General features: G+C 44.1%; 15 protein-coding genes. 6 read left to right on the forward strand and 9 right to left on the reverse strand.

All coding sequences use genetic code 11. From position 1 onward, the window contains the following. Positions 1-12: 12 nt before the first annotated feature. Both ABDW16_RS14930 and ABDW16_RS14935 read right to left on the reverse strand, forming a co-directional pair. Positions 13-1371, reverse strand: coding sequence for an alpha-L-fucosidase (locus tag ABDW16_RS14930; protein ID WP_343670739.1), 1359 nt, complete (start codon positions 1369-1371; stop codon positions 13-15). 67 nt (positions 1372-1438) lie between these two features. Continuing rightward, entirely contained in the window at positions 1439-1969 is a 531-nt protein-coding gene (locus ABDW16_RS14935; protein ID WP_343670740.1) for a hypothetical protein, read from the reverse strand. 454 nt (positions 1970-2423) lie between these two features. On the opposite strand from ABDW16_RS14935, the gene ABDW16_RS14940 reads away from it, so the two are divergent. Both ABDW16_RS14940 and ABDW16_RS14945 read left to right on the forward strand, forming a co-directional pair. Continuing rightward, positions 2424-2921, forward strand: coding sequence for a hypothetical protein (locus tag ABDW16_RS14940; RefSeq protein WP_343670741.1), 498 nt, complete (start codon positions 2424-2426; stop codon positions 2919-2921). A 6-nt stretch (positions 2922-2927) separates the two neighbouring features. Continuing rightward, entirely contained in the window at positions 2928-3737 is an 810-nt protein-coding gene (locus ABDW16_RS14945) for an SOS response-associated peptidase family protein (RefSeq protein ID WP_343670742.1), read from the forward strand. Between the two features lie 62 nt (positions 3738-3799). Here the strand turns inward: ABDW16_RS14945 and ABDW16_RS14950 are convergent, their stop codons facing one another. From ABDW16_RS14950 to ABDW16_RS14970, 5 genes are all read right to left on the reverse strand, one after another. Then, positions 3800-4399 (reverse strand): hypothetical protein, encoded by a 600-nt coding sequence (locus ABDW16_RS14950; protein ID WP_343670743.1) that lies wholly within the window; start codon positions 4397-4399, stop codon positions 3800-3802. Then, a complete protein-coding gene (locus ABDW16_RS14955; RefSeq protein ID WP_343670744.1) occupies positions 4389-5036 on the reverse strand; it encodes an RNA polymerase sigma factor in 648 nt (215 codons plus the stop codon). Before ABDW16_RS14955 ends, ABDW16_RS14950 begins: the two co-directional genes overlap by 11 nt. After that, positions 4969-5400, reverse strand: coding sequence for a hypothetical protein (locus tag ABDW16_RS14960; RefSeq protein ID WP_343670745.1), 432 nt, complete (start codon positions 5398-5400; stop codon positions 4969-4971). The genes ABDW16_RS14955 and ABDW16_RS14960 overlap by 68 nt, the downstream gene beginning before the upstream one ends. Before the next feature lie 33 nt (positions 5401-5433). After that, the gene (locus tag ABDW16_RS14965) at positions 5434-10950 is read right to left on the reverse strand and encodes a fibronectin type III domain-containing protein (RefSeq protein ID WP_343670746.1); all 5517 of its coding nucleotides are present in this window, start codon (positions 10948-10950) and stop codon (positions 5434-5436) included. A gap of 61 nt (positions 10951-11011) precedes the next feature. After that, entirely contained in the window at positions 11012-14704 is a 3693-nt protein-coding gene (locus tag ABDW16_RS14970) for a T9SS type A sorting domain-containing protein (protein WP_343670748.1), read from the reverse strand. A 153-nt stretch (positions 14705-14857) separates the two neighbouring features. Between ABDW16_RS14970 and ABDW16_RS14975 the strand changes: the two genes are divergently transcribed. The 4 genes from ABDW16_RS14975 (at position 14858) to ABDW16_RS14990 (ending at position 19131) form a co-directional block, all read left to right on the forward strand. Continuing rightward, positions 14858-15391, forward strand: coding sequence for a Crp/Fnr family transcriptional regulator (locus tag ABDW16_RS14975; protein ID WP_343670750.1), 534 nt, complete (start codon positions 14858-14860; stop codon positions 15389-15391). A gap of 71 nt (positions 15392-15462) precedes the next feature. Beyond that, positions 15463-16575, forward strand: a complete 1113-nt coding sequence (locus ABDW16_RS14980; RefSeq protein WP_343670752.1) for a glyoxalase superfamily protein — start codon at positions 15463-15465, stop codon at positions 16573-16575. A 66-nt stretch (positions 16576-16641) separates the two neighbouring features. Next, positions 16642-18291 carry a lectin gene (locus tag ABDW16_RS14985; protein ID WP_343670753.1) on the forward strand — a complete coding sequence of 550 codons (1650 nt, stop codon included), beginning with the start codon at positions 16642-16644 and terminating at the stop codon, positions 18289-18291. A gap of 54 nt (positions 18292-18345) precedes the next feature. Continuing rightward, on the forward strand, positions 18346-19131 hold the full coding sequence (locus tag ABDW16_RS14990; RefSeq protein ID WP_343670754.1) for an AraC family transcriptional regulator: 786 nt from the start codon (positions 18346-18348) through the stop codon (positions 19129-19131). A gap of 41 nt (positions 19132-19172) precedes the next feature. Here ABDW16_RS14990 and ABDW16_RS14995 read toward each other — a convergent pair whose 3' ends face one another. Next, positions 19173-20030, reverse strand: a complete 858-nt coding sequence (locus ABDW16_RS14995) for a glycosyl hydrolase (protein WP_343670755.1) — start codon at positions 20028-20030, stop codon at positions 19173-19175. 338 nt (positions 20031-20368) lie between these two features. Further along, positions 20369-22672 (reverse strand): phosphoketolase family protein, encoded by a 2304-nt coding sequence (locus ABDW16_RS15000; protein WP_343670757.1) that lies wholly within the window; start codon positions 22670-22672, stop codon positions 20369-20371.

Raw genomic sequence — 22672 nt, forward strand, 5'->3', positions numbered from 1 at the left:
TGTTCTATTCAATTAGTGACCCTGCTGCAATTCTCCTGCCACTTCAACTTTTATAACGGTGGCGATGGTATCTTTTGGATGTGCAGGAATATGGATGTGCAGACCTTTATCGTCTGTAGTGGTTTTTAACTTTGTACCGTTCTGAAGCAGACTGGCAGATTTGATTTGTTTCCGGAGGTCTGGAATCGTTAGTTCTCCGTTAGATGGCCAGTCGAATACTGAAAAGTAATAAATATTCTTTTTGATTGTACATCGGCCCCAGGGCAAAGTTTCGAGCGGACTAGCCTGTGTACCATAGATGGCTTCGCTGTTTGTCTTCATCCAGGCACCAATCTGGTGAAGCAGTGAAATACTTTCTTCCGGGAATGTGCCGTCTGCTGCAGGCCCTACGTTCAGGAGGTAATTACCTCCTTTGGAGGCGATGTCTACCAGGTTTCTAATCAGTATAGTTGCTGATTTCCAATGGTGATCGTCCGTTTTAAAGCCCCAGGTATCATTCATTGTCATACAGGTTTCCCAGTCGGTGCTGTCTTTGTTTTTGGGAATGCGCTGTTCGGGGGTTTTGTAATCACCGGGGAAGTTGGGTTTCTTCAACCTGTCGTTGGTGATGATGTGTGGCTGTAAAGCAAGTAAATTCTGCAATTTACCGGCGTATTCATCTGTCATATCATTAGGGGTATCCCACCATAGTACGGCGATGTCGCCATAATTTGTAAGCAGTTCCCTTACCTGCGGAATGGCCACCTGATCTATATATTCAGACATGGGTTTTTCGGTTTGTAGCGGGTCCCAGTGGCCGTTGTTTTTCAGGGTATAAGCATCTATGGCGGCAGAGTCAGGGTTTGCCCATCCCTGGGTTGCCAGGCGGCGCATTGCGGAGCCACCAGGGTTTACCCAGTCTTGCGCCTGAGAGTAATAGAAGCCTAACTTTATTCCATACTTGTGGCAGGCAGCGGCCAGTGGTTGCAGCAGGTCTTTGCCATATGGCGAAGCGTCTACTATATTCCACTTGCTGGCAGTGGTTTTGAACAGGGCAAAGCCATCGTGGTGCTTGGCTGTGATGACGATGTATTTCATGCCTGCTTCTTTAGCCAGTTTAACCCAGGTATCGGGGTTATAGTGAGTAGGATTGAATTGTTTGGCATAGGTTTGATAATCTGCTACGGGGATCTTGCCAAAATTCATGATCCACTCGCCCAGCCTGTTTACAGGGTGGCCGTTATAGTTGCCGGCTAGTGCGGAATAGACGCCCCAATGAATGAACATGCCAAAACGGGCTTCCCGCCACCATTCCATCCGGGTTTCTTTGGGTAATTGCTGCGCGGAACTGATGTGGGTGGATAAAAGGATTAGCAATAGGATTTTCTTCATAACGATGGGTTGAGACTGAATTTAGGAATAATTCTGGTAAAAAGGAAATTGGTTTGTTGTTATCCCTCTAATTCCAGCTGAAAACCAGCTGCATCTTTTTTGCAAATATGCATTTCATATAAAAGTGAATTGCCTTCTCTGCTTGTTTTACAATATCTTCATGCGATTCATTAAGTGTAAACCCAATCCAGTAATTATTTGTTGCTATAGGCGTAATTGTGATACCTGTCAGATAGCAATGAAAAAATAAGGTAGTCTCTTCCAACTTCATCAAAAACTCTTCGTCAGGCAGTGCAGACATTTCTTGTGCCTTTTCATATAGTAGCTCATCGAGTTCATACCTGAGGGCATCCAGCGTATTGTCAAAATTGAATTTTTGATAAGAACAAACATGGTTATTCTTTGGGGAAACGGCTATACACATGTGATACTCCGGATCAATATGAGGATGTTCGCTATCATATTTATCATTCCAATTCTCAAGAATATCCACTGGTACTAATTTCAATATTGCCACTATTTCATTAAAAGGAGTATTCTCATTCTTCATCTGAAGAAACACAATATAAAACTGATGGAATCCTCTATGATCGGGCATATAAAGGTGTTTACGCTGGTATGGTAAACATAGTCAATTTTTATTCCAATACATCTGATGGGGGGATATTTAACAAAGGGATTTACGTTGGCATGATAAAATTAGTCGTTTCTATTTTCAGTACATTTTATGAGGGAGATCTAACAAAGGTATTTACGTTGACATGATAAACTTAGTCAATTCTATTCCAGTACATTTTATGGGAAGTATTTAACAAAGGTATTTACATTGACATGATAAACTTAGTCAATTCATTTCCAATACATTTTATAAGGAAATATTTAACATTGAAATTGTGTGCTTTTACCGGCAGCCTCTTTTTTCATCATTGCAAATAGCTACTATTCATCTTAGTTTTAATTTCCTCTATTATCTTTCTGAAAGGAGTATTTTCATTTTGGGTTTTAGGTTCATCCCCTTGTGATATTATCCGGAAAATGCGCAATTTTGTGCAATGCCGCTCATACAGCCATACAACCCTTTTGAACCACTCACTGTAGAGAGAATTCAGCAATTGTTGCTGATGGGGCAACCTATCCTTGTCGTTCAGCGGTTTCAATGGCCAGGAATCATCAACGGAGCAGGTTTTATGGCAACAAGGTATAGCTATCCCGAAGATACTGTGGACCACCTGGCGCACCTCCTACCTAATGAAGGTAAATTGGTAGATTTGTTGCAACCGCTGCAAAGGAATAAACTGCTGGCATTGCTAGGTCCTCATTCAACTTACCATGTCTATATCGATACCCTGAAAGATAAGCACTGGGCAAAGCAGATGCAACAGGTCTATGCTGAAGATGTACGCAAATATATTCGTAGTCAGACGCGGCTGAAACCTGACAGGGACAGGGGTGTCGATATTAACTTTCACCTTCGCTATGGCCGTGTGATGGCTATTATCAATACAGGTACCCAACAGCTGGATGTGCCTTTTTATGATATTATCAAATGATCCTTTATGTGTTACGACGTATCTTTTCATACCAACATTCAACTGACACTTGATGTCTTTCCTGACCTTGAAGATAACCGGCAACTGGAATTGAATAGCGATGCGCTGATTCATGTGGAAGGGCATGCGCTTCCGCTGTATTATGTGATTAATACCAGGGATCGTGTGCCACAGCTGACCAATATGGAATGGGGCGTGACGCCCCTGTACGTAAAGGATCCGAAGGAAAGGAAGGCGCGGCGGTCTGGGATGATTAATGCCAGAAGTGAGCGGATACTGGATGATCAAAAATCTTATTGGTACAGGATCCGGAATAACCGTTGCCTGATTCCGGTGAGCGGGATTTATGAGCACCGGCAGATTACCGGGTGGAAGAATAAAGTGCCTTACCTTGTACAACTTCGGGAGACGCCTTTGTTCTTTTTGCCAGGGTTGTACCAGGAGAGCACTGAAGTGGATACGGTTACGGGAGAGTTGTACCAGGAGGGGACTTATACCCTAATTACACGTCCTGCGAATAGTTTGATGGCGCAGATTCATAATAGTGGGGAGAATAAGCACCGGATGCCACTTTTTGTACATCATGAGATGGCGAAACAGTGGATTGATCCGGAGTTATCAGAGGCAGGGGTACGGGAGGTGTTGAATTACGAAATACCGGTGGAGGAGCTGAGTTATAGTACGGTGTATACTATTCGTGGGGGAAAACTGCGGCCTGATCATAAGGAAAAGGATGCGCATTGGGAATGGCCGGCGCTGCCGCCGTTGGGAAATGACACGCCGTTGAACGCGGGAGCGCAGCAAAGTTTATTTTAGAATTTGATATCTTTTTAAAAAATTACCCTGCTGTTATCGTTTTTCAGCAGGGGGTGTTTTCATTATTCTCTTAGCTGATCCAGGATGGAGCCGATTTCTTTGAGATATTTTCCATAACCCAGCTTTATTCCGAATTCCATAAAACCATATACCAGTAGCGTTGATATTGCCAGGATAATGACTCCTAAGGTGAGCAGGTGGCTTTGATCCATGAGGGAGGCTAAAGGAATTTTCGCTACTACGAAGAGTGATATCATGATTACCATTATTGGTATCAGGGCATAGTTGAAAGACCTGTACATTTCGATATTGACTTTTATGTCGTAATATAAGGTGTAAAGGCTTTCTTTCGAGTTGAGCGTGTAATTAAAGAGACGGTTGTAGAAGAAGTAAAACCGGATGAAATAATAGATTGAAATAATGATCATGAATCCGTAGGTCATATAAAATGCGAGCAGGAAGTTGCTATGGAGATTGAGTATTTGCGGGAAAAATCCTACGACTATTAATCCTATTAATTGAACGATCAATTCGGCGCGCATGGCGGTTCTTATTTTCTTTACAGGGGATTTTTTTCCCTTGAGGTCGCTGAGGACGGTTGGCAATTGGATATTGTCGTTGCGTTCCTGGTTCCAGGCAGCCTGGATGTTATCAAAATTCATATCCTTGTTTTTTTATGAGTTCTTTAAGTTTATTTTTTGCCCTGTTTAACTTTACTCTGGCGTTTACTTCGCTGATACCTAGCTGGAGGCTTATTTCCTTGTGAGTGTAATTTTCAAGATGGTAAAAGATGAAAGCTTTTTCTATTTTTTCGAGTTGCTGCACTGCTTTGTAGAAGTGAGATAGCTTTAGTTCTTTGGAGATCGCTTCGTTTTCTTCAGTTGGGAGGTTTTCCGGGAAGGAAGAGGTGGTGAGCGGTTTTCTCTTTTCTTTTTTGAAGAAGGTGATGGCGGTGTTTAGGGCGACGCGGTACATCCAGGTGGAAAATTTGCTTTGGTGGGAGAAGGATGGGTAGCTTTTCCAAAGTTGGTAGATGATTTCCTGGAGGAGGTCTTGTTGGTCTTCAGGAGATTCCATGTACATTTTGGAGATCTTGTGGAGGATGCCTTTGTGGGCGTCCAGGAGGGTGAGGAAGTCATTTTCGGTGGGCAAGGTTTGGTTTTTAGGTGATTGTTTTTTTTTAGTTTGTATGGGGGGAGGGGGGGATGTTACAGGTGGGGAGGGGTTTTTTTTAATAGTCGTCAAAGATCCTCCAATCATATGCAAGAAATATTTTCTTTTTAAAAATCCCATTCTCATTTAAAGAGGAATTAAATTCTTGCAAATGAAAAGCGTTATCAAATATTAGATTCTCAATTTGCTCATAACTATTATTATAAGTAAAAATTTCAGCGCCATTTAAAACTCCATTCTTAAAAATCTTTAGCAGAATCGTGAATTCAGTTAAATTTTGAATAATATTAAAGTCTGTTCTTTCAGGGAAAATTTCTTGATGATATTTTCTTACTAAATCCATGTTTCCTTCCCTATAGAAAACTTGATCGAAGTTCCCATTTAGGTAACGTTCTCCTACTTCAGTTAATATTTTAGGCTCAAAATAAAACCTATAATATACTTTCCGTGATGAAATTACATCCTCGGCAATCTCTGTATTCTTATCCAAAAAACAAAACGTTTTATAATACTTATAATTCATTTACTTAATTTTTAAATAGGGTGATACATCTAACCTTCCATCTATTTGAATTACTGAAATGTGTACGTTTTCTATCTTTTTTTTAAGCTCATCCTGGCTGTATTGAATTTTAAATCTATCTTGAAATTGAGCGGAAAATGACCTTGCACTTTTCTCTGAAGTTTGCCGCAATAAACTACCGGAAATCCTTCCAGTACTTCCTAATTCTTCAACCATATCTGGGTTAAGTAAAGCCGCTCTATATCTATCTCGAACTGCCTCATACTCCGTCTTTCCTAGCCTAATTGCTACATCTAAGTCTTTCACGTTTTTCATCATCAATACGCTTCCTTGTAAACAAATCTCTTCCGCAGGAAGCCCCCACTCTCTCGCTAATGCCCTCAATAAATCACCGAATTCTTTCAAATCTTTTTCACTGCTAAATATTTCAGGATATCCTATCCTCTTAATTTTGTTCCAGACCATCATTTGCTCAATAAGAGCATCCGCTGTGTAACTCTTATTTATCCTACCACCATTATAAATGATGTCTGCTATCTCTTCCTTTGTAATTCCCATTCTCTTTCCTTTCTTTACCATTTCCATAACATCTTCCAGCTCAAAATCAAATTGATGATCTTTAATAGACAAAGCAGCTATTCTATTCTTTATATTAGTAATAATCTGCGTTACCAACTCATCCCAATCCACCTCTTCCCCTAACAATACAACCAAATTCTTAGGAACTCCTTCTCTTCCTATTCTCACCGGCTCCGACGCACTTCTATCTGGAAACAATCTCTTAAATCCTTCTTCAGCTTCAATCACTCCATTCTCATATATTTTCACCCACCCTTCATTCACAATGATTGGCTTTTCAAGAGCAGTACATAAATTCTGCGCAGTCTTTAAGTCACTACTCGAAAGTAACACAATCTCTTTATCAGCAGAGATATTTATTCCATCTAAATACCTGGCTATGGAGAGTTGACTTAAAGGAGTTTCTACACCATTGGTAATAACGCTGTAGGTATTCTTATCCATATCTCGGTTTACCACTATATAGATTTTGTTATCATTCATACTACCCAGATACCTCTCCAACGGCGTCAACTCCTCCTCACCCACAACAACCGCCCTCCTCTCAATCTCCCCCGCATCCACCACATACCTCCCCGCCACCATCTCCGCCGGAACTTCAATCCTGGCATTCCGTATCGCCTTTACACTCCCCACCGTCAAACTCCCCACCATATAAGCCATCGCAAGATAATTCGAATACCTCACCAACTCAGGATGATCCTGAAACATCTCTGGCGCCGCATTAGCATAAGTTACAAAACTCGCAAGACTTACATTCAACATCTCCACCCCAGTACTCACTGCACCCGCACTCATTAATCCCTCCATCCCCACTGCACACAGCCCAGCATTCAGCACCAAAGCCCCCGAAGTTTCCATAGACGATTTGGTATCCTGCTTAAATAACGCATACACCGAAAGAGCTGGTAAAATATAAGGAATTCCCTGCTCAAGCGTAGTACCAAATGCACTTATATTCCGCTTAGGAATCAATATCAGGTAATCCAGCGGATCGAACTCCCCTGTAAACGGATTCCCTTCCGCATAATCCGAAAACAACGCCACCGGCCCCGCATCCACTCCCGCTAATATAACCTTTAGGTACGCCCCTACCCCTTCTTTAACTTCCAACCTGATCTTTTGATCCTTATCCCTAAAATCCTCCCGATTATTCGCCGTAAGGTACCCATTGTCAAATACCAACCATCTCTTTTCTGCCGTCAACTGGCGAATCAATTCCAGATCATTCCCAGGCTTTTCCTCATTCAGCCACGCAGTTGTAATTGCATCGCATAATTGGGTGAAATTCCCCCTGGAAAAATAGAGATAATCATACGTATCTGACAAGAGCGTATATAATACATGCCCCTGCTGCAAGCGTTTGATGACCTCATGCAATTCACCGGTACTGGCACAGTTCCTTATCAATTCCAGCATGATATTCTGCCCGCCGAATTCTCCGCTACCTACTGAATAACGCTGCCCATAATCGTCTTTCAGTAACTTTGTAATCAAACAAGCCCGGATCTCAGGCGTAAGACGGGAAAACTGCGCACTGGTTAAATAAGAAGTTTTAGTACCCGCAATTACAAAATGTGCGTTAATGAATTTAACTAAATCACTGCCGGTCGCAAATTCACAGCGCTTCAATAAATTGATACTACTATCCAACTCCTTTAATTGCCGATGCATCTGCTTCAATTGCTCAAAAGTTAGCACATCAGGAGATTCATGCCAATCTATGTAATAGAGTTCAGGGTTGTCATAATAGCAGTTGAATAATTCATTATTTGTAGCTAGTACGTCATCGGGAAGAGAAATGATTGTCTGACAAATAGCTGCAATCTCTGCCTGCACTTCCGGCTGGTCAGCATCAATCACCTCCTGCATAAATCGCTTATACTGCAGGGTGTATTTATTATCCTGGCATAAGCAACCCACGTTGGGATACGAAACGCTGTTTACCTTTACTCCGCAGGTAAAAATCTCCTTCCCGAATTCGATAATATTAATTTTGTCACCCGCCTGTTTAGAACGGCTATAGATATAACTTGATGGATCGTACTTATCGTAGCTATATCCTTTAAACCTGCCGGTGCTGACGAAATAGATGGCAGTGTACTCTTTTCCTGCATACTCAAAAGTATTGAGAGAACCTGCCATGGCTGGACTGGCTGTACTGAAGTCCTGGTAAAAGACAGATAGCGGCACTGCTCCCTCCGGTAATTTCACAACAGAACTATCCGGTGCGTAATATAAGCCAGACGTACAGGCAGCCTGTACATCTTTTTGTAAACATTTGTAAAGAGATAAACCCTTTGTTAGCTCACTGGCGGCATCATCTTCAAAAATCCCCCATACACTGCCAGGATCATGAACAATATCCCACTGGAATTTATATAATGCAAGACCAGCACCCACTGTCATCAGGTTACCAGAGGGGCTGGCAACATGCGCTAAGGTGTAATCTCCATGGCCTATCTCATGGGCTATGGTACGGGCTATTTCCGGATCAGTGCCGTTCTTTACGAATACAAACCCAAACTGGCTCTGGCGCGGCATTTTACCCAGCAGACCGGCATCTTCGCGAGCCACCTCATTGACCATGAACAGGTAGACCGCGTCGTCAGATATCTTGTGAGATTGGATATAGGCCTTTTTCATGGCCTTTTCTTCTCCCGTGAAACCGTTGCTTAGTAAGGCACTTTTACTATCCTGCAATACCCCGTCTTTATTCAGGTCCCAGGATGTGTTGCTCTTAAAGCTGTTGTCCGTTTCAAGGGTGTAGGATATGCCTATACTGCCATAAACAGTGGCCAGTGTCTGAGTAATCGTCTTTTCGGGGATGATAACATTTTCACCAATGGGAACGAGGATAACTCTTTTTTGTAAGGGCGGATAACTGGGTATCAATAATTTTCCAACACTGCTGCCATCGGGGTGAATGGCAAATAATTCCTGTGCATCTCCGGCAGGACCACCGGTGATGGTGACTTTACATGCTTTGTCCGTGCAGGTGGAGGGGTAGACAATCCCTTTCCTGGTTATAAATAAAACTGCTGCGGTATCCGGACGGTAGGCGATGATTGTTTCCTGTGCACCAGGTATGATAGCTTTGGCACTGACATGGTATTGTCCATTTGCCAGTGATTCATAGCTGGATGGATAGTCAGCTTTAAAGGTATCGAAGGCATATTTATTGTCATTACCAGCGGCGAAATCGACCTGACCAATATTGAGCTGAAGGTTATCAAAATTGGCGGAACTGGCCGCTAAGGCGATATTTCGCTTGCCGACGTAATTGACCGTTCCCTGTTGAGTGACCTGGTAGATATTACCATTTGCATCTTCGACGAGCAATGGAAGTGTTGTGTAATGAATGGTTTGGGTACTACCATCTTCACTATCGGTTAAAGTGATCGTGTGGGAGGTAGTATCTGCCACGATGGCTTCTTTGGTAAAGATATGTAAGTGTGTTGTGATATCTGCTACCAGGTCACCGGTTTTTACTTTGCCCATGTCATCACCACCATGCTGGGCGTCCAACTCTGCTTTGATGAATTGATCTATACCTTTTGTGACGGCATGCATTTCTCCGCTAATGGCTACCAGGTCTGTATTGACTATTACATTGTTCAAATATACTTCCAGTCCGAATCCTAAACCAGGGGTAATGATGCGCCCACTGGTAAGGGAAGTAAGCAGTACATCGTAATGTCCGATGCGGATGATATTGCCCGGTATCAGGGTGGGTTGCTCCTGCTTATTTGATGGCAGGGAAAGTACGCCGGCGTCTCCGCAGGCGATAGTTTGGTGCGGAGCAGTTTTGAGTATTAAACCGTCACTGTAGGCACTGTAAACGCCAGATAGTTTCCATTGAAGACGGGCCTCATATTCCCTGTCTGGTTCAAGACTGGTGATAAGTGAGGTAGTGTCGGAGGTGAATTCTACTGTTTGCCAGTCGTAAGTGATATTATCTTTTGCGACGGCGCGGTATTGGAGGCGATAGGCATCTACGGCGGTGACTGGCCAATGGTAGCGGATTTGTCGTTCCCCCTGGGAAGTTCCGTACAGTATTGGCTTTTCGACATGTTCGAATGGGTTGGCACCGAGATATGTAAATGTACAGCTTTGGCTATATCCCTGGTTGGCGTAAAGATCCTTGCCTTCTTTGTCTATCGCCTGTACAATCCAGGCATATTGCATGCTGTCAACCAGCGCTGGTTCGGAAGGACCATACAAAATGGTGGTATTGTCGGTCGTGAGTGTGTAAAGCGGACGGGTACTACGGATGATATAATCCGGAGTGCTACCTGCCGGCTTTATTTCGTACAATGAAAATATATAGGCAGTGTTTGCCTGACTGGTGTTACGGTTTGACCAGTTGAAGGTGAGGAATTGTGGATCACGTCGTTCAACACGGCTACCGCAGATGGGTAGATTCAATAAAGGCGGATCACTCTTTTGTAAGAAAAATACGCTGGCAATGGCATTGCTGATCTGGATGCCTGGACGATGGTAATCACATGCCTGAAAGGTAAGGCGGTAAGCACCCTCAGGTAATGATTTTGTTCGTTCATATTCTTCGCGGGTGTAGCCGCCGCTGAAGAGAATATGATCGGTTAAAAAATATTCGGCCAGTGCAGTACTGCTGATAATGATGGGGACACCGGCATGTATGGTGATTGATGGTGGATGAAAGGACGGGGAGGTACGCATGATCACTGTGCCATTCCGTTCTAAGGTCATTTGCAGGCCGATGTCATAGCCCGGTTGGGTGAGATCACGCTGTAAAAGTATGACCCTCAATTTTTCGCTTCCCCCGGAATAATAATCGGGTAGGTATAAACTATAAGGAGGTATGATTTGCGTACTGGCTGTAACAGGATAATCCTGTGCCTGCAAGGTACTTATATAGAAAAACAATAAGATTACTAAATATTTCAGGTTTTTCATCTGATGGATTTTTGGGAAAATGGTGGCCGTTGGCTACCGGCCGCCATTCCATATTCACTCTCTAAATCTGGCTGATTATGAATGGCACATCTTTGCTGTCATTTTCGGTGAGGACCCTTAGCAGGTACATACCGGGAAGAACATTCTTCAAATCAAAACTGTCTTCTACCAGGAGTACAGGTGAATATTGTTTTCTGTCTATCAGCCGGCCATTCAGGTCGTAGACGGTGACTATCGCTGGCTGTTTCTTATTTAGCTGTACTTTAAATTTAAAGTAGCCGTAATTGGGATTGGGAGATACGGTGACGGTGTCAATGATACTGGATGGCAACTGATAAACAGGAATGACCAGTGGATCAAATGGCAGAATGTTTACATCTTTTTGTAGGGTGTAGGTACAACTGCCAAAGGTGGCGTACATTTTTATCCAGTAATCTCCCTGATGGCTAAAGCGGATCAATGGCGCGTCGAAGGAATCTGTACCCAGCCATTCTGCGGAGGGAGAGAATTCCCAATTGACACTGTCGGGTGCGGGCAGGCAGATTTCCCGGACGGCGAGTGTGTCTGCAACATTATCCTGTGAGACTACGAGAAAATTGACGGTTGGCTGTATGTTCTTTTTAGATAATATTGTTTTTTCTTCCAACAGGCAGTCATTGGCGTCTTTTATGACAACTGTATAATCTCCGGGTGCGAGATGCGTGAACAATGAATCATATGTCCAATTGGCATCACCTAAAGAATAAGCATAGTTCATAGTGCCACCATTGGCAAGAACTTTTATGACGCCATCCCGGAGCCCGTCACAAACTCCCGTTGTATTTATATGCATTGTTAACGGCGGAGGTTGCGGTACTGTATACAATGCTGACTGCATACAACCTTTTCCATCGGTTACAGACAGGTGATACTCACCCGATTTTAATTGGGTCAGATTACCAGTGGATAAAGAAGATTCCAACCATGAGTAATGATAAATACCATCACCACCAGCTACTGCTACATTCAATTCACCTGTTGAAGAACCATAACACTGAACAGGGGTGACGACCGCAGATAAATGAATGACAGGATCTTCAGCGGTTATCAAAAAAGGATACTTTGCCGCACAACCATATGCGTCCTTTGCCCGGATTGTATATGTACCGGCCGATAACCCGGAAAAATAAGAATTGGTTGCCCAGTTGGTATCATCCAACGAATACTTGTAAGGAGCCATTCCTCCTGAGGCGGCAAAATTGATGGCACCAGTTGTGTCTCCGCCGCAATACACCCCATTGCTACCTGTTACTTTAATTTCAAGCGGCGGGCGGGTAGTATCTTCAGATAGTTTGACTGCCATAGATTTGGTACACCCCCCGTCATCTATTACATACACCATATAGTCACCGGCTAATAATCTATCAAAGACAGCTGATTCCTGCCAATCGGAATTATCAAGGCTGTAAGAAAGAGAATAGGCATTTCCGGAAGCGGAGATGTCAATGCGGCCGTCATCATTCCCTCTGCAGGTGATATTGGTCAAATCCACCTGAAAATACAGGCTATCAGGTAAATGGATTGTATATGTATCTGGCGCCCAGGCCATACATCCCTGTCCGTCGGTGACTCTTATATCATATTCTCCGGAGGTGTGGATCTGTGCTAACGGCGAATATATTTCTCCATGATCCCATGAGTAATCAAATGTATATCGTCCATCTCCGCCGGAAGCTGTAATGTCAAATGCAGCACCGTCTTCAAGACATATGGCCTCTTTGATACGTACTTCGTCTATCGTGAGTGGCAAAGGATTAGTAATTACGACGGTATCCGAGGTTATATTACATTCATTATCTGTAATAGTCACACTGTATGTGCCGGGTTCTACCTCTTCTACCTGTGACCCGGTGGCAAACCAGTTCGGTTGTCGTAACTTTTCCCAGGTGTAATGATAAACCCCTGTCCCACCCTTTACATGTGCCTGCATATGACCATTAGCGGCATTATAACAGGTGATAGGCCCAGTTTGTATGGTTACCTGCAATGGCGGACGCTCATAGATTGTATATTGGCACGACAGGACATCATTGCAGGCGGGATTGTTCCTTTTTACCTGAACAGTATATTCACCTGCAGGAAGGTGATCAAAATCGCCGGTAGTATTGGTCATTTGAACCGGGCCGGAGAGCAGGAAACGATTGCCACTGCCATTGCCCGCTACCTGCAGGCGCCCGTCATTAGCACCATGGCAGCTAACGGAGTCAATTTTTATTAACTGTAATGAAAGAGGTATAGGAGCTGTAAGAGCTACGGTAGTATCCCGGGAAGGACAGGCAGGATGGTCATTATCAGATAATCTGATTGTATAGTTTCCTGCAGGCAACCCCGAAAAAGAAGACTGTGGTACACCTTCTTCATTGTACAAAGCAATAATAGCTCCCGGTGCAGCGATATCGATCCGACCATCAGCAGGGAGACTACAGGTAACTCCAAACACATTGATCGTACTAACAAGCGCTGGTGGTTCTGTGAGCGTAATGCTTATACTCTTCATGTCATTACAGGTCGTATCACTCACCATTGCCTGGTATGTACCGGAAGTCAAATCTTTCCAGTAACCGGTTGTGTTATTTATCTCTTCTCCTGCCGGAGTTTTTAATGTATAATTATATCCGCCGCCACCGGCTGCCTGTATACTGATCACACCATCTTTGGCACCGTGGCACCCGATGTGCGTGACTGATGTAACGGACAATGACAATGCTGGCACTTCAGGTACTACAATTTTTATCGGGGTCAGACAATTACCTGCATTACCACCGGAATTGATCAGCCACAAAGTGTATGTGCCAGCCGCCACACCTTTTACTAAAACCCCTTTTGCCACACTATCTATCCCATTACTCCAATCCACTAAATCACCACAATTTGTAGTACAGGGTGTAGTGACATTCCCGGGGCGTAATAACCAATACATGAAAGGATCATTACTGCTAATAGCACTTCCGGAAAGGTATATCTTACCATTTGCCTTTCCGGCACATGCGGGGGTAATTACTAATGCACTTGTACTTTTTAAGGTAGGTGGGGCGGGTATGATGGTATAAAAATCTGAGGCTGTACTATAAGGAGAATAATATACCTTATCAGTGTAATCCGCTTTGATACGGCAACGAAAACGGACATTCAAAATACCTGTGACCGGCATATACAACGACGGTACAAAAGAAAAATTGAAATCTGCTGATGCTGAGTCCAATCCCACCCATGCAGGCGATCCATTTAAATTATACTCCCATATCACACTTGTACTCAGGTTATTATCACTAAACAAAGGCCAGTTATCACTGGAACGAAGAATGATGGCGGTATTGGCACAAGTTTGTGTAGCTGACGATACGCCTGCACTTACCTGGTGCGGTGCTGCCATTTCATAGACATATCTTACTGAGAAATACCCTGTATTACTTACATCTCCGTAAAACTGCAAATCCCCTCTGATGCTGCTTATGGGATATACTCTACTACTACTCACGGTCCCTATCCTGACATCATTACGGTAAAGGACAAAAGGTGGCAGCTGATTTACCGTTGCCTTGTAAACAGGGCCGCCGGGAGCAGAGAATACAGCTGTACTCAATGACATGGTTTTATCAAATGAAAGTGTGCCGATTGAGCCTGATGCTGTCAGGTGAGCGTACACATTTATACTTATTTGCGCAAAGCCTGGAAGATGTAATAATAATATTATTACCGTGGTAACAAACTTCATGATATAGGCTTAATTGTTATTCTTTTGATTGATAGAATATGGTCTGTAATGCAGCATGGATAGTGGTTAACAATGATGCTGCAGTGGTTATTACGAATATACGAATGTATTGGAAATAAAAAGAAAAATAATTTTTATCCTTACCTTTCCATTATGAACCAGCCACTCAAACTCGCACTTAAACAATTCCAACATCTCTGGAAGCATGACTCCTTCCCGCCCAAAACCCTCCTCCTCAAAGAAGGCGATATCTGCCGCAAAATGTACCACATCAAAAAAGGTTGCATTCGCACCTGGTTCAACCACGATGGCAAAGACATCAGTTTTCAGTTCTTCTTTGAAGGTGACGCTGTCGCTTCCGTAGAGTCGTTCAATAAACAAGTTCCCAGTCCCTATGCCATCGAAACCATCGAGCAAACTGATGTACACTGGCTGCTCGCCGAGGACCTTCAGCAAATGCGGCAACATCCGCTTGTCAATACCTTCCTGATGGACCGCGCCATCGACAGACAAGCCGCCTTTATCCGGCACTTCTTCTCTTTTTTAAAAGACACGCCCAAACAACGGTATGAAAATCTCCTTGCCAACCGGCCACAGGTAATACAGCGCGTTCCTTTGCAGTATATTGCATCGCATCTCGGGATTACCCAGGTATCGCTCAGCAGAATCAGGGCCCAGATTAAATGACATTTTTTTTAACAATCGTTAAATTTTACTTCCTGGCATCCTGGCATCTTTGAACTCTAAATATACTTGCCATGCAAATAATCCCCGTTTTCCGTGTTTTTGATTATGATAAAACGATCGAATTTTATGTCAACTGGCTGGGCTGTACTATTAACTGGGAACACCGGCCGGAGAACAGTCCTTTCTACCTGCGCATGTCGCTGCGCGGACTTCCCTTCGATCTCTCAGCACATCATGGTGAATGCTCCCCGGGTGGCAGGTTCACGATTTCCGACTTCGAAGAATTGAGAAAATATCATGAAGAACTGCTATCCAAAAATTACACTTACAACCGCCCGGGTCTTGAACGTGTAGCATGGGCGCCCGATACCCTTGAAATGACAGTGACCGATCCCTTTTTTAACCGTATTATATTCAATGAAAAAGTAAAAGATTTCAATACAATTAGTCCATCTGCCATCTCCCTGCTGTTTGCCAAATCATTTACACAAATTCCTTTCATGAAGGAAGCTGCTAAACTGATCAGTGCGCCTCCCGATGACTACGAAAAGTCTCCACTCTTTTGGATAAGGGTACAGCATTTCGAAACCAGGTATTATAGTATTGATCGTCTACTGCAAGCTACCGGTATCACTAATATCCTCGAGCTTTCTTCCGGGTATTCTTTCAGAGGTCTGGATATGGCAGGGAATAAGGAAGTGTATTATATCGATACTGACCTCGAAGATGTGATCAGCCGCAAGCAACAGTTCGTTCATCATTTACAACAGGGTCCATTAAAAGGACACCTGGAATTGAAATCATTGAATGCACTGGATGAGGAACAGTTTACAGCCATTGTTAATTCTTTTCCTGCCGGCCCCCTTACTATCGTCAATGAAGGTTTACTGATGTATTTGAATATGGAGGAGAAAAAACAACTTTGCAGTATCATCCATAAAGTACTTACAGCAAGAGGCGGCTGCTGGATTACTGCGGATATTTATATTTCATCCCCGGTTGAAACAAAACAATATTACACAGCACAGCAGCAAAGATTCCTAAATTTTCATAAGGTGGAAGAAAATAAATTTGCATCTTTTGAAGCTGCGGAAGCCTTCTTTCATGAAGCAGGGTTTACCATTGCAAAAAAAGATAGCAATGAAACCATGTTTCGGGATACCTGGTTGTTAAAAGTAAAATAATATCTACGATTCTCCGTTTAAGTAGGCATGTAGCAGAATTTCCCTCATCATAAAAATTGAAAGACCATGAAAACCATGCCTATGTTGCTATGGACTGCACTGTTACTGCTATGCTTCGGTTGTAACAAACGGGAATCTTCCCTTACTTTAAAAACCAATGGATTATCTGTTGCCAATGCTTCTCCCGCTGGGGATGTCGTTGGCAAAATCGTCGTGGGGTACCAGGGCTGGTTTGCCTGTACCGGAGATGGCTCTCCCATCAATGCATGGTGGCACTGGACGCAGGACTGGGCAAAGGTGCCCGCTGCCACCAACAATGGTATTAAATCCTGGCCGGATGTCAGGGATTATACCAGCACTTTTAAAACCGGATGGCCTGCACTGGGTAATGGCTCGCCGGCTACACTTTTTTCTTCCTATACTGATCAGACGGTGAATACGCATTTTCGCTGGATGCAGGAGAATGAGATTGATGTAGCTGCGCTGCAACGTTTCAATCCAAACGGACAGGAAGGACCTATCCGCGATTCCATCACTGCCAAGGTGAAACGCGCTGCTGAAGCCTATGGACGTAAGTTTTACATTATGTATGATGTAAGCGGATGGACGAATATGCAGTCTGAGATCAAGGCTGACTGGCTGGCAAAAATGTCTGCCTACACCACTTCTGCTGCCTATGCCAGGCAGAATAATAAGCCGGTGGTGTGCATCTGGGGTTTTGGATTTAATGATGACAATCATCCATGGTCTGCAGATGTATGTTTAGAAGTTATTAACTGGTTTAAGAACCAGGGTTGTTATGTAATAGGCGGTGTGCCCACACATTGGAGGGAAGAGAATAGCGATTCAAGGCCGGCATTCCTGGCGGCTTACAAAGCATTCAATATGCTTTCTCCCTGGATGGTGGGAAGGATTGGGAATGCGGGCGAGTCTGATAATTTCTATACCAATGTGAATACGCCTGACCAGGCATTTTGTAATGCAAACGGGATCGATTATCAGCCCTGTGTATTGCCCGGTGATCTGCAGGAAAGGCAACGCGCGCATGGGGACTTCATGTGGAGGCAGTTTTACAATATGATCCGTGTAGGTTGCCAGGGGATTTATGTCTCTATGTTCGACGAGTACAATGAAGGTAACCAGATTGCTAAAACTGCGGAAAGTGCGGCTTTTGTGCCTGCGGGATCAGGTTTTGTAACACTGGATGAAGATGGTGTAGCTTGTTCTGCCGACTATTATTTACGACTGACGGGTGATGGTGGCAGGATGCTGAAAGGGCTGATTACCCTGACTGCTATCAGGCAAACGCCTACTGTGCTGGGTGGAACGGCGAATAATCCGGTGGGGATGACGATTACTTTGAAAGGGTCTAATAACCTGTATGTGAGTAGTGAAAACGGCACACAGGCAATGAATTGTAATCGCACGACTGCCGGGGGCTGGGAGCAGTTTTTGGTAGTTGATGCGGGGAATGGAAAGATCGCATTGAAGAATGGCGGTATGTATGTTTCTTCTGAAAATGGATTGCAACCTATTACCTGCAATCGCACAGCGATTGGCGCGTGGGAACAGTTTGACTGGGTGACGAATGCAGATGGGAGTATTTCCCTGAGAGGGAATAACGGGATGTATATTTCGAGCGAGGACGGGTTGCAGCCAATGACGTGTAATAGAGTGACTGCGGGGGGATGGGAGTCCTTCAAAATAAATATGTAACTTTAAAAACCCGCTTATGTGAAGAAGCATAAGCGGGTTTTTGAATAAATTCATATGCAGGAATACATCAGCATGCGCATCGCTGTTCCGCCTTCATGGGAACAGGTTTTCTCTCACTTTTACTATGCCGCTAATCATAGCAATGCTTCAATTGAAAAGCAATTGCTGCCTGCTTTTCAGTCTATAATGGCCTTCAATTTTGGGCCACCTGTGCCTTTGGAATATGGGGGTGAGACGTTTTTACCTATTGAGAAAACGCTGGTGCTGGGGCCGGTTAAGCAATCTATGAAATATACAATGCTGCCGGGGAGTAAAATACTAGTAGCGAATTTTAAGGATGATGCTTTTTATAGGTTCTTTGGCAAGCCTTTGCAGCATTATCTGGCTGATCCGGATAAGTTAATACAGACGCATTGTTTTGCTGATCTCTGGCAGGAGCTGCAGGTTATGGAAGATCCGGCTTTGCAGGTGAAGAGATTACTGGACTTTTCGGGGGAATATCTTTGTACCCGGGATCCAGCGGCGGCGAATATTATCGAGGATGGGTTGAATGATAGTCCAAAACAGATTGCCGGGAGGAGCGGACAGAGTGAGCGAACGGTGCAGTTGAATTATAAGAAGTATTTAGGATTTAGTTCGAAGGAGATGAACAGGTATCAACGGTTTCAGAAAGCAATTGGGATGTTGGTACCGGGGGAAGTACCGGATTGGTTTGAAGTTATTGAGGTTTGTGGGTATTATGACCAGAGCCATTTGATTAAGGATTTTACGCATTTTGTGGGGGTGTCGCCGCAGGTGTATTTGCAATTGCAGCAGGTGATGTGCAGGGCGGGGAGCTGATAAAGGCGCCACCTATCCGATGACGCCTATCTGAAAATATACTATTGTGCTGCTTTAATACTATTATTCGATTCGTGCTCCGCATACCATTTCCCCAATGTAGTCAGATTTCCACTGGCATCTATCAATGAAGACGGCCATAACCTTGCACTCGTCGGTGAACTGGAGAACCAGGAATATCGCTGTACATAGGGCAATGAATCCAGTTTAGGTAATAAGCGCTGCATAAAACCCAATACCTGGTCTGGTGTGTACATATTTCCTTCTACAGTACCTGTATTGTTATCTACTGTTGCAAACTCTGTGATCCAGATTGGCTTATGATATTTGTTGTACAAGTCAGATAATACCGATACAAAGTGTGTATCATCCAATCCTACATACATGTGTACACAAATAAAATCTACACGATAGTTCCTTGCAATACAGGAGTCGAGGAAATCGTATATCCATTGTTGTGTAGGCCATGCAGCTGCGGGACTACCTAAAGGTAAACCGATGCTTTCCAGTTTGGGCCAGAGTTCCAGGGCTTTTGCCACTGTCATATTGGATTGGTCGGAAAGATCCGGTTCGTTGAAACCAAGAATGTACTTTACTTTTCCCTGAGCCTTCAGGTTGTTGACATAGGCGATGTTTGCGTCTGTGACGTTGCCGGCGCCCCAGAACATGGTGACAAATTCTGCGTTTTGTGGTGCCACATCCAGGGGAGCATCTGTACCCCAGGTGTAGAACCAGTTGGCTTTCAGTTTTACAATGTTTCCGTTCCAGGTACCATCGGTGGTATAGGTGCTGAAGCAAGCACCCTTTTTGCCGTTGGAAGTACTGGTTGTTGTGTCATCTTTCTTACTGCAGGCGAAAAGCAGGGTGAGGGAAAGAATGAGAAGGGCATTGGTTTTCATAGATTTGGCTACTACAGTGAGTTTTGTTAAAGACTCAAAACTAATAAAAGAAAATTCATATTTATAAAATTAAGTAGCCAATCAACTATTTATTCCAATCTCACCTCCCGCACCGTTTCATTTCCCGGCAAATCCACCGCCACCACTATCACTTTCCCGCCCGCCGGCAGACTAGCCGCCTTATAATACCAATCCATGCCATTCCCAAACTATAGTGAAGCTTTAACACTAAATGAGTACTAATACATCATTAAAAGTACACCTCAATATCCAATCGATATAGAGATGTACTTTTAATGTACTTATAGTGTACTTATAAAAGTATAGCTATGCTATAGCTAATCACTCCATTTCCAGTCAGTTATTTCCGGCATATCCTCCAAATGCTCCCTTATATACACATCATGCTCTGCCAGCTTCCTTTTAAACAATTCAACCACCCCGCCAGCTTCTAAACCTTCCACCCGCCTGATCGCCTCCATTGCCAAATGATATCGGCTCATGTTATTCAACACCACCATGTCAAACGGTGTAGTCGTAGTCCCCTCTTCCATAAACCCTCTCACATGAAACCTCACCGGATCGGGCCTTCCATGCACCAAATCATGTATGATCCTTACATACCCGTGAAATGCAAAGATCACCGGCTGGGTATCCGTAAATAATGATGTAAACCGCTCCGGCTCCATACCATGTGGATGACTCTCCCTCGGAGACAATGCCATCAGGTCTACTACATTTACCACCCTTACTTTTAATGCTGGTAAATGCTTTCTCAACAACCACGCTGCCGCTACCGTTTCCAGGGTAGGCACATCTCCCGCACAACCCAATACCACATCAGGCACCCCATCATCATTGTTCCCCGCCCACTCCCACACTGAAGCACCGTACGTACAATGCTGTATAGCTGTATCCATATCCAGCCATTGCAATTCAGGTTGCTTACCTGCTACTATGAGATTAACGTAATCCCGACTTCGCAAACAATGATCCAATACCGACAATAAACAATTCGCATCCGGAGGTAAATAAATCCTGATCACATTGCTCTTCTTATTCACCACTGTATCTATAAAACCAGGTCCCTGATGACTATACCCATTATGATCCTGCCGCCAGCTATGTGACGTCAGCAAATAATTCAGCGACGCTACCGACTGTCGCCAGGGCAATTCCCTGCATGTTTTCAACCACTTTGCATGCTGATTGAACATGGAATCGATGATCGTTACAAAAGCTTCGTAACAGGGAAAAATTCCATGCCTGCCTGTGAGCAGATAACCTTCCAGCCATCCCTGGCACAGGTGTTCACTTAATACTTCCATCACTTTTCCATCAGGAGAAAGATGATCATCATTTGGTAATATAGTCTCTGCCGTCATGCGGTTCGTTACTTCAAACACTGCTCCCAACCTGTTTGAATTCGTTTCGTCCGGACAAAATAACCGGAAGTTTTTATTCGCTAAAAAAATATCCCGCAGTAACTTTCCTGCTTCTACCGTTGTCTCTGCGGTCACTGCGCCCGGCTTTACGACAGGCAATGCATACCTGCGAAAATCAGGCAATTGCAAATCTCTTAATAACCTGCCTCCATTTGCATAGGGTATGGCACTCATACGCTTCTCTCCCTCCGGTGGTAATGCCGCCAATGAATCAATCAATTTACCCTGGGCGTCAAACAGCGTTTCAGGATGATAACTCCGTAACCATTCTTCCAATACAGCTAATTGCTCCGGGTCTTTTTTTACATCTGTCAGCGGCACCTGGTGTGCTCTGAATGTACCTTCTATTTCTTTACCTTTCCACGCTTTAGGCCCCGTCCATCCTTTGGGTGTACGCAGTACGATCATTGGCCAGCGGGCCTTACGCGAAGATTGCTGAATAGCCCTGATCTGTGTATACGCGAAATCCAACGCCCCCGCCATCAATGTATGCATCTCCATCGGATCTTCTCCTTCTACAAACAACGTTTCGTACCCATGCCCTGCAAATAAATCTGACAACGCAGTATCCGGCATTCTCGCCATCACCGTAGGTCCTGAAATTTTATATCCGTTCAGGTGCAGGATAGGCAATACCGCTCCATCTCTTGTAGGATTCAGAAATTCTATCGACTTCCAGCTACCAGCCAAAGGGCCTGTCTCCGCCTCTCCATCTCCTACCACACAAGCCGCTATCAGGTCAGGGTGATCGAACACTGCGCCAAATGCATGTGCCAGTGAATAGCCCAGTTCTCCGCCTTCATGGATAGACCCCGGCGTATGTGCGCTCACGTGACTAGGTATTCCCCCCGGTGTGGAGAACTGTCTGAAGAATAAATTCAACCCGGCCTCATCCTGTGTAATGTGCGGATAGATCTCAGAATACGTACCTTCCAGGTATGTGTTTGCCAGCAATGCCGGTGCACCATGGCCGGGGCCACAGATATAAATAATACTTGCCTGTGTATGCCGGATCAACCTGTTCAGGTGTACATAAATAAAATTCAGGCCGGGCGATGTACCCCAATGCCCCAGTAATCTGGGCTTAATATGTGCTGCCTTTAATGGTTCTTTCAGCAATGGATTAGCCTGTAAATAGATCTGGCAGGCCGCCAGATAGTTCGTCGCTTGCCAGTAACGGTGCAGTAATTCTAACAT

This window comes from Chitinophaga sp. (assembly GCF_039596135.1).
Classification (GTDB): Bacteria; Bacteroidota; Bacteroidia; order Chitinophagales; family Chitinophagaceae; genus Chitinophaga.

Excerpts from the sequence above, each read along its gene's own strand:
- ABDW16_RS14930 (WP_343670739.1), bottom strand. The coding sequence starts at position 1,371 with ATGAAGAAAATCCTATTGCTAATCCTTTTATCCACCCACATCAGTTCC.
- ABDW16_RS14935 (WP_343670740.1), bottom strand. The coding sequence starts at position 1,969 with ATGCCCGATCATAGAGGATTCCATCAGTTTTATATTGTGTTTCTTCAG.
- ABDW16_RS14940 (WP_343670741.1), top strand. The coding sequence starts at position 2,424 with ATGCCGCTCATACAGCCATACAACCCTTTTGAACCACTCACTGTAGAG.
- ABDW16_RS14945 (WP_343670742.1), top strand. The coding sequence starts at position 2,928 with ATGTGTTACGACGTATCTTTTCATACCAACATTCAACTGACACTTGAT.
- ABDW16_RS14950 (WP_343670743.1), bottom strand. The coding sequence starts at position 4,399 with ATGAATTTTGATAACATCCAGGCTGCCTGGAACCAGGAACGCAACGAC.
- ABDW16_RS14955 (WP_343670744.1), bottom strand. The coding sequence starts at position 5,036 with ATGAGAATGGGATTTTTAAAAAGAAAATATTTCTTGCATATGATTGGA.
- ABDW16_RS14965 (WP_343670746.1), bottom strand. The coding sequence starts at position 10,950 with ATGAAAAACCTGAAATATTTAGTAATCTTATTGTTTTTCTATATAAGT.
- ABDW16_RS14970 (WP_343670748.1), bottom strand. The coding sequence starts at position 14,704 with ATGAAGTTTGTTACCACGGTAATAATATTATTATTACATCTTCCAGGC.
- ABDW16_RS14975 (WP_343670750.1), top strand. The coding sequence starts at position 14,858 with ATGAACCAGCCACTCAAACTCGCACTTAAACAATTCCAACATCTCTGG.
- ABDW16_RS14980 (WP_343670752.1), top strand. The coding sequence starts at position 15,463 with ATGCAAATAATCCCCGTTTTCCGTGTTTTTGATTATGATAAAACGATC.
- ABDW16_RS14985 (WP_343670753.1), top strand. The coding sequence starts at position 16,642 with ATGAAAACCATGCCTATGTTGCTATGGACTGCACTGTTACTGCTATGC.
- ABDW16_RS14990 (WP_343670754.1), top strand. The coding sequence starts at position 18,346 with ATGCAGGAATACATCAGCATGCGCATCGCTGTTCCGCCTTCATGGGAA.
- ABDW16_RS14995 (WP_343670755.1), bottom strand. The coding sequence starts at position 20,030 with ATGAAAACCAATGCCCTTCTCATTCTTTCCCTCACCCTGCTTTTCGCC.
- ABDW16_RS15000 (WP_343670757.1), bottom strand. The coding sequence starts at position 22,672 with ATGTTAGAATTACTGCACCGTTACTGGCAAGCGACGAACTATCTGGCG.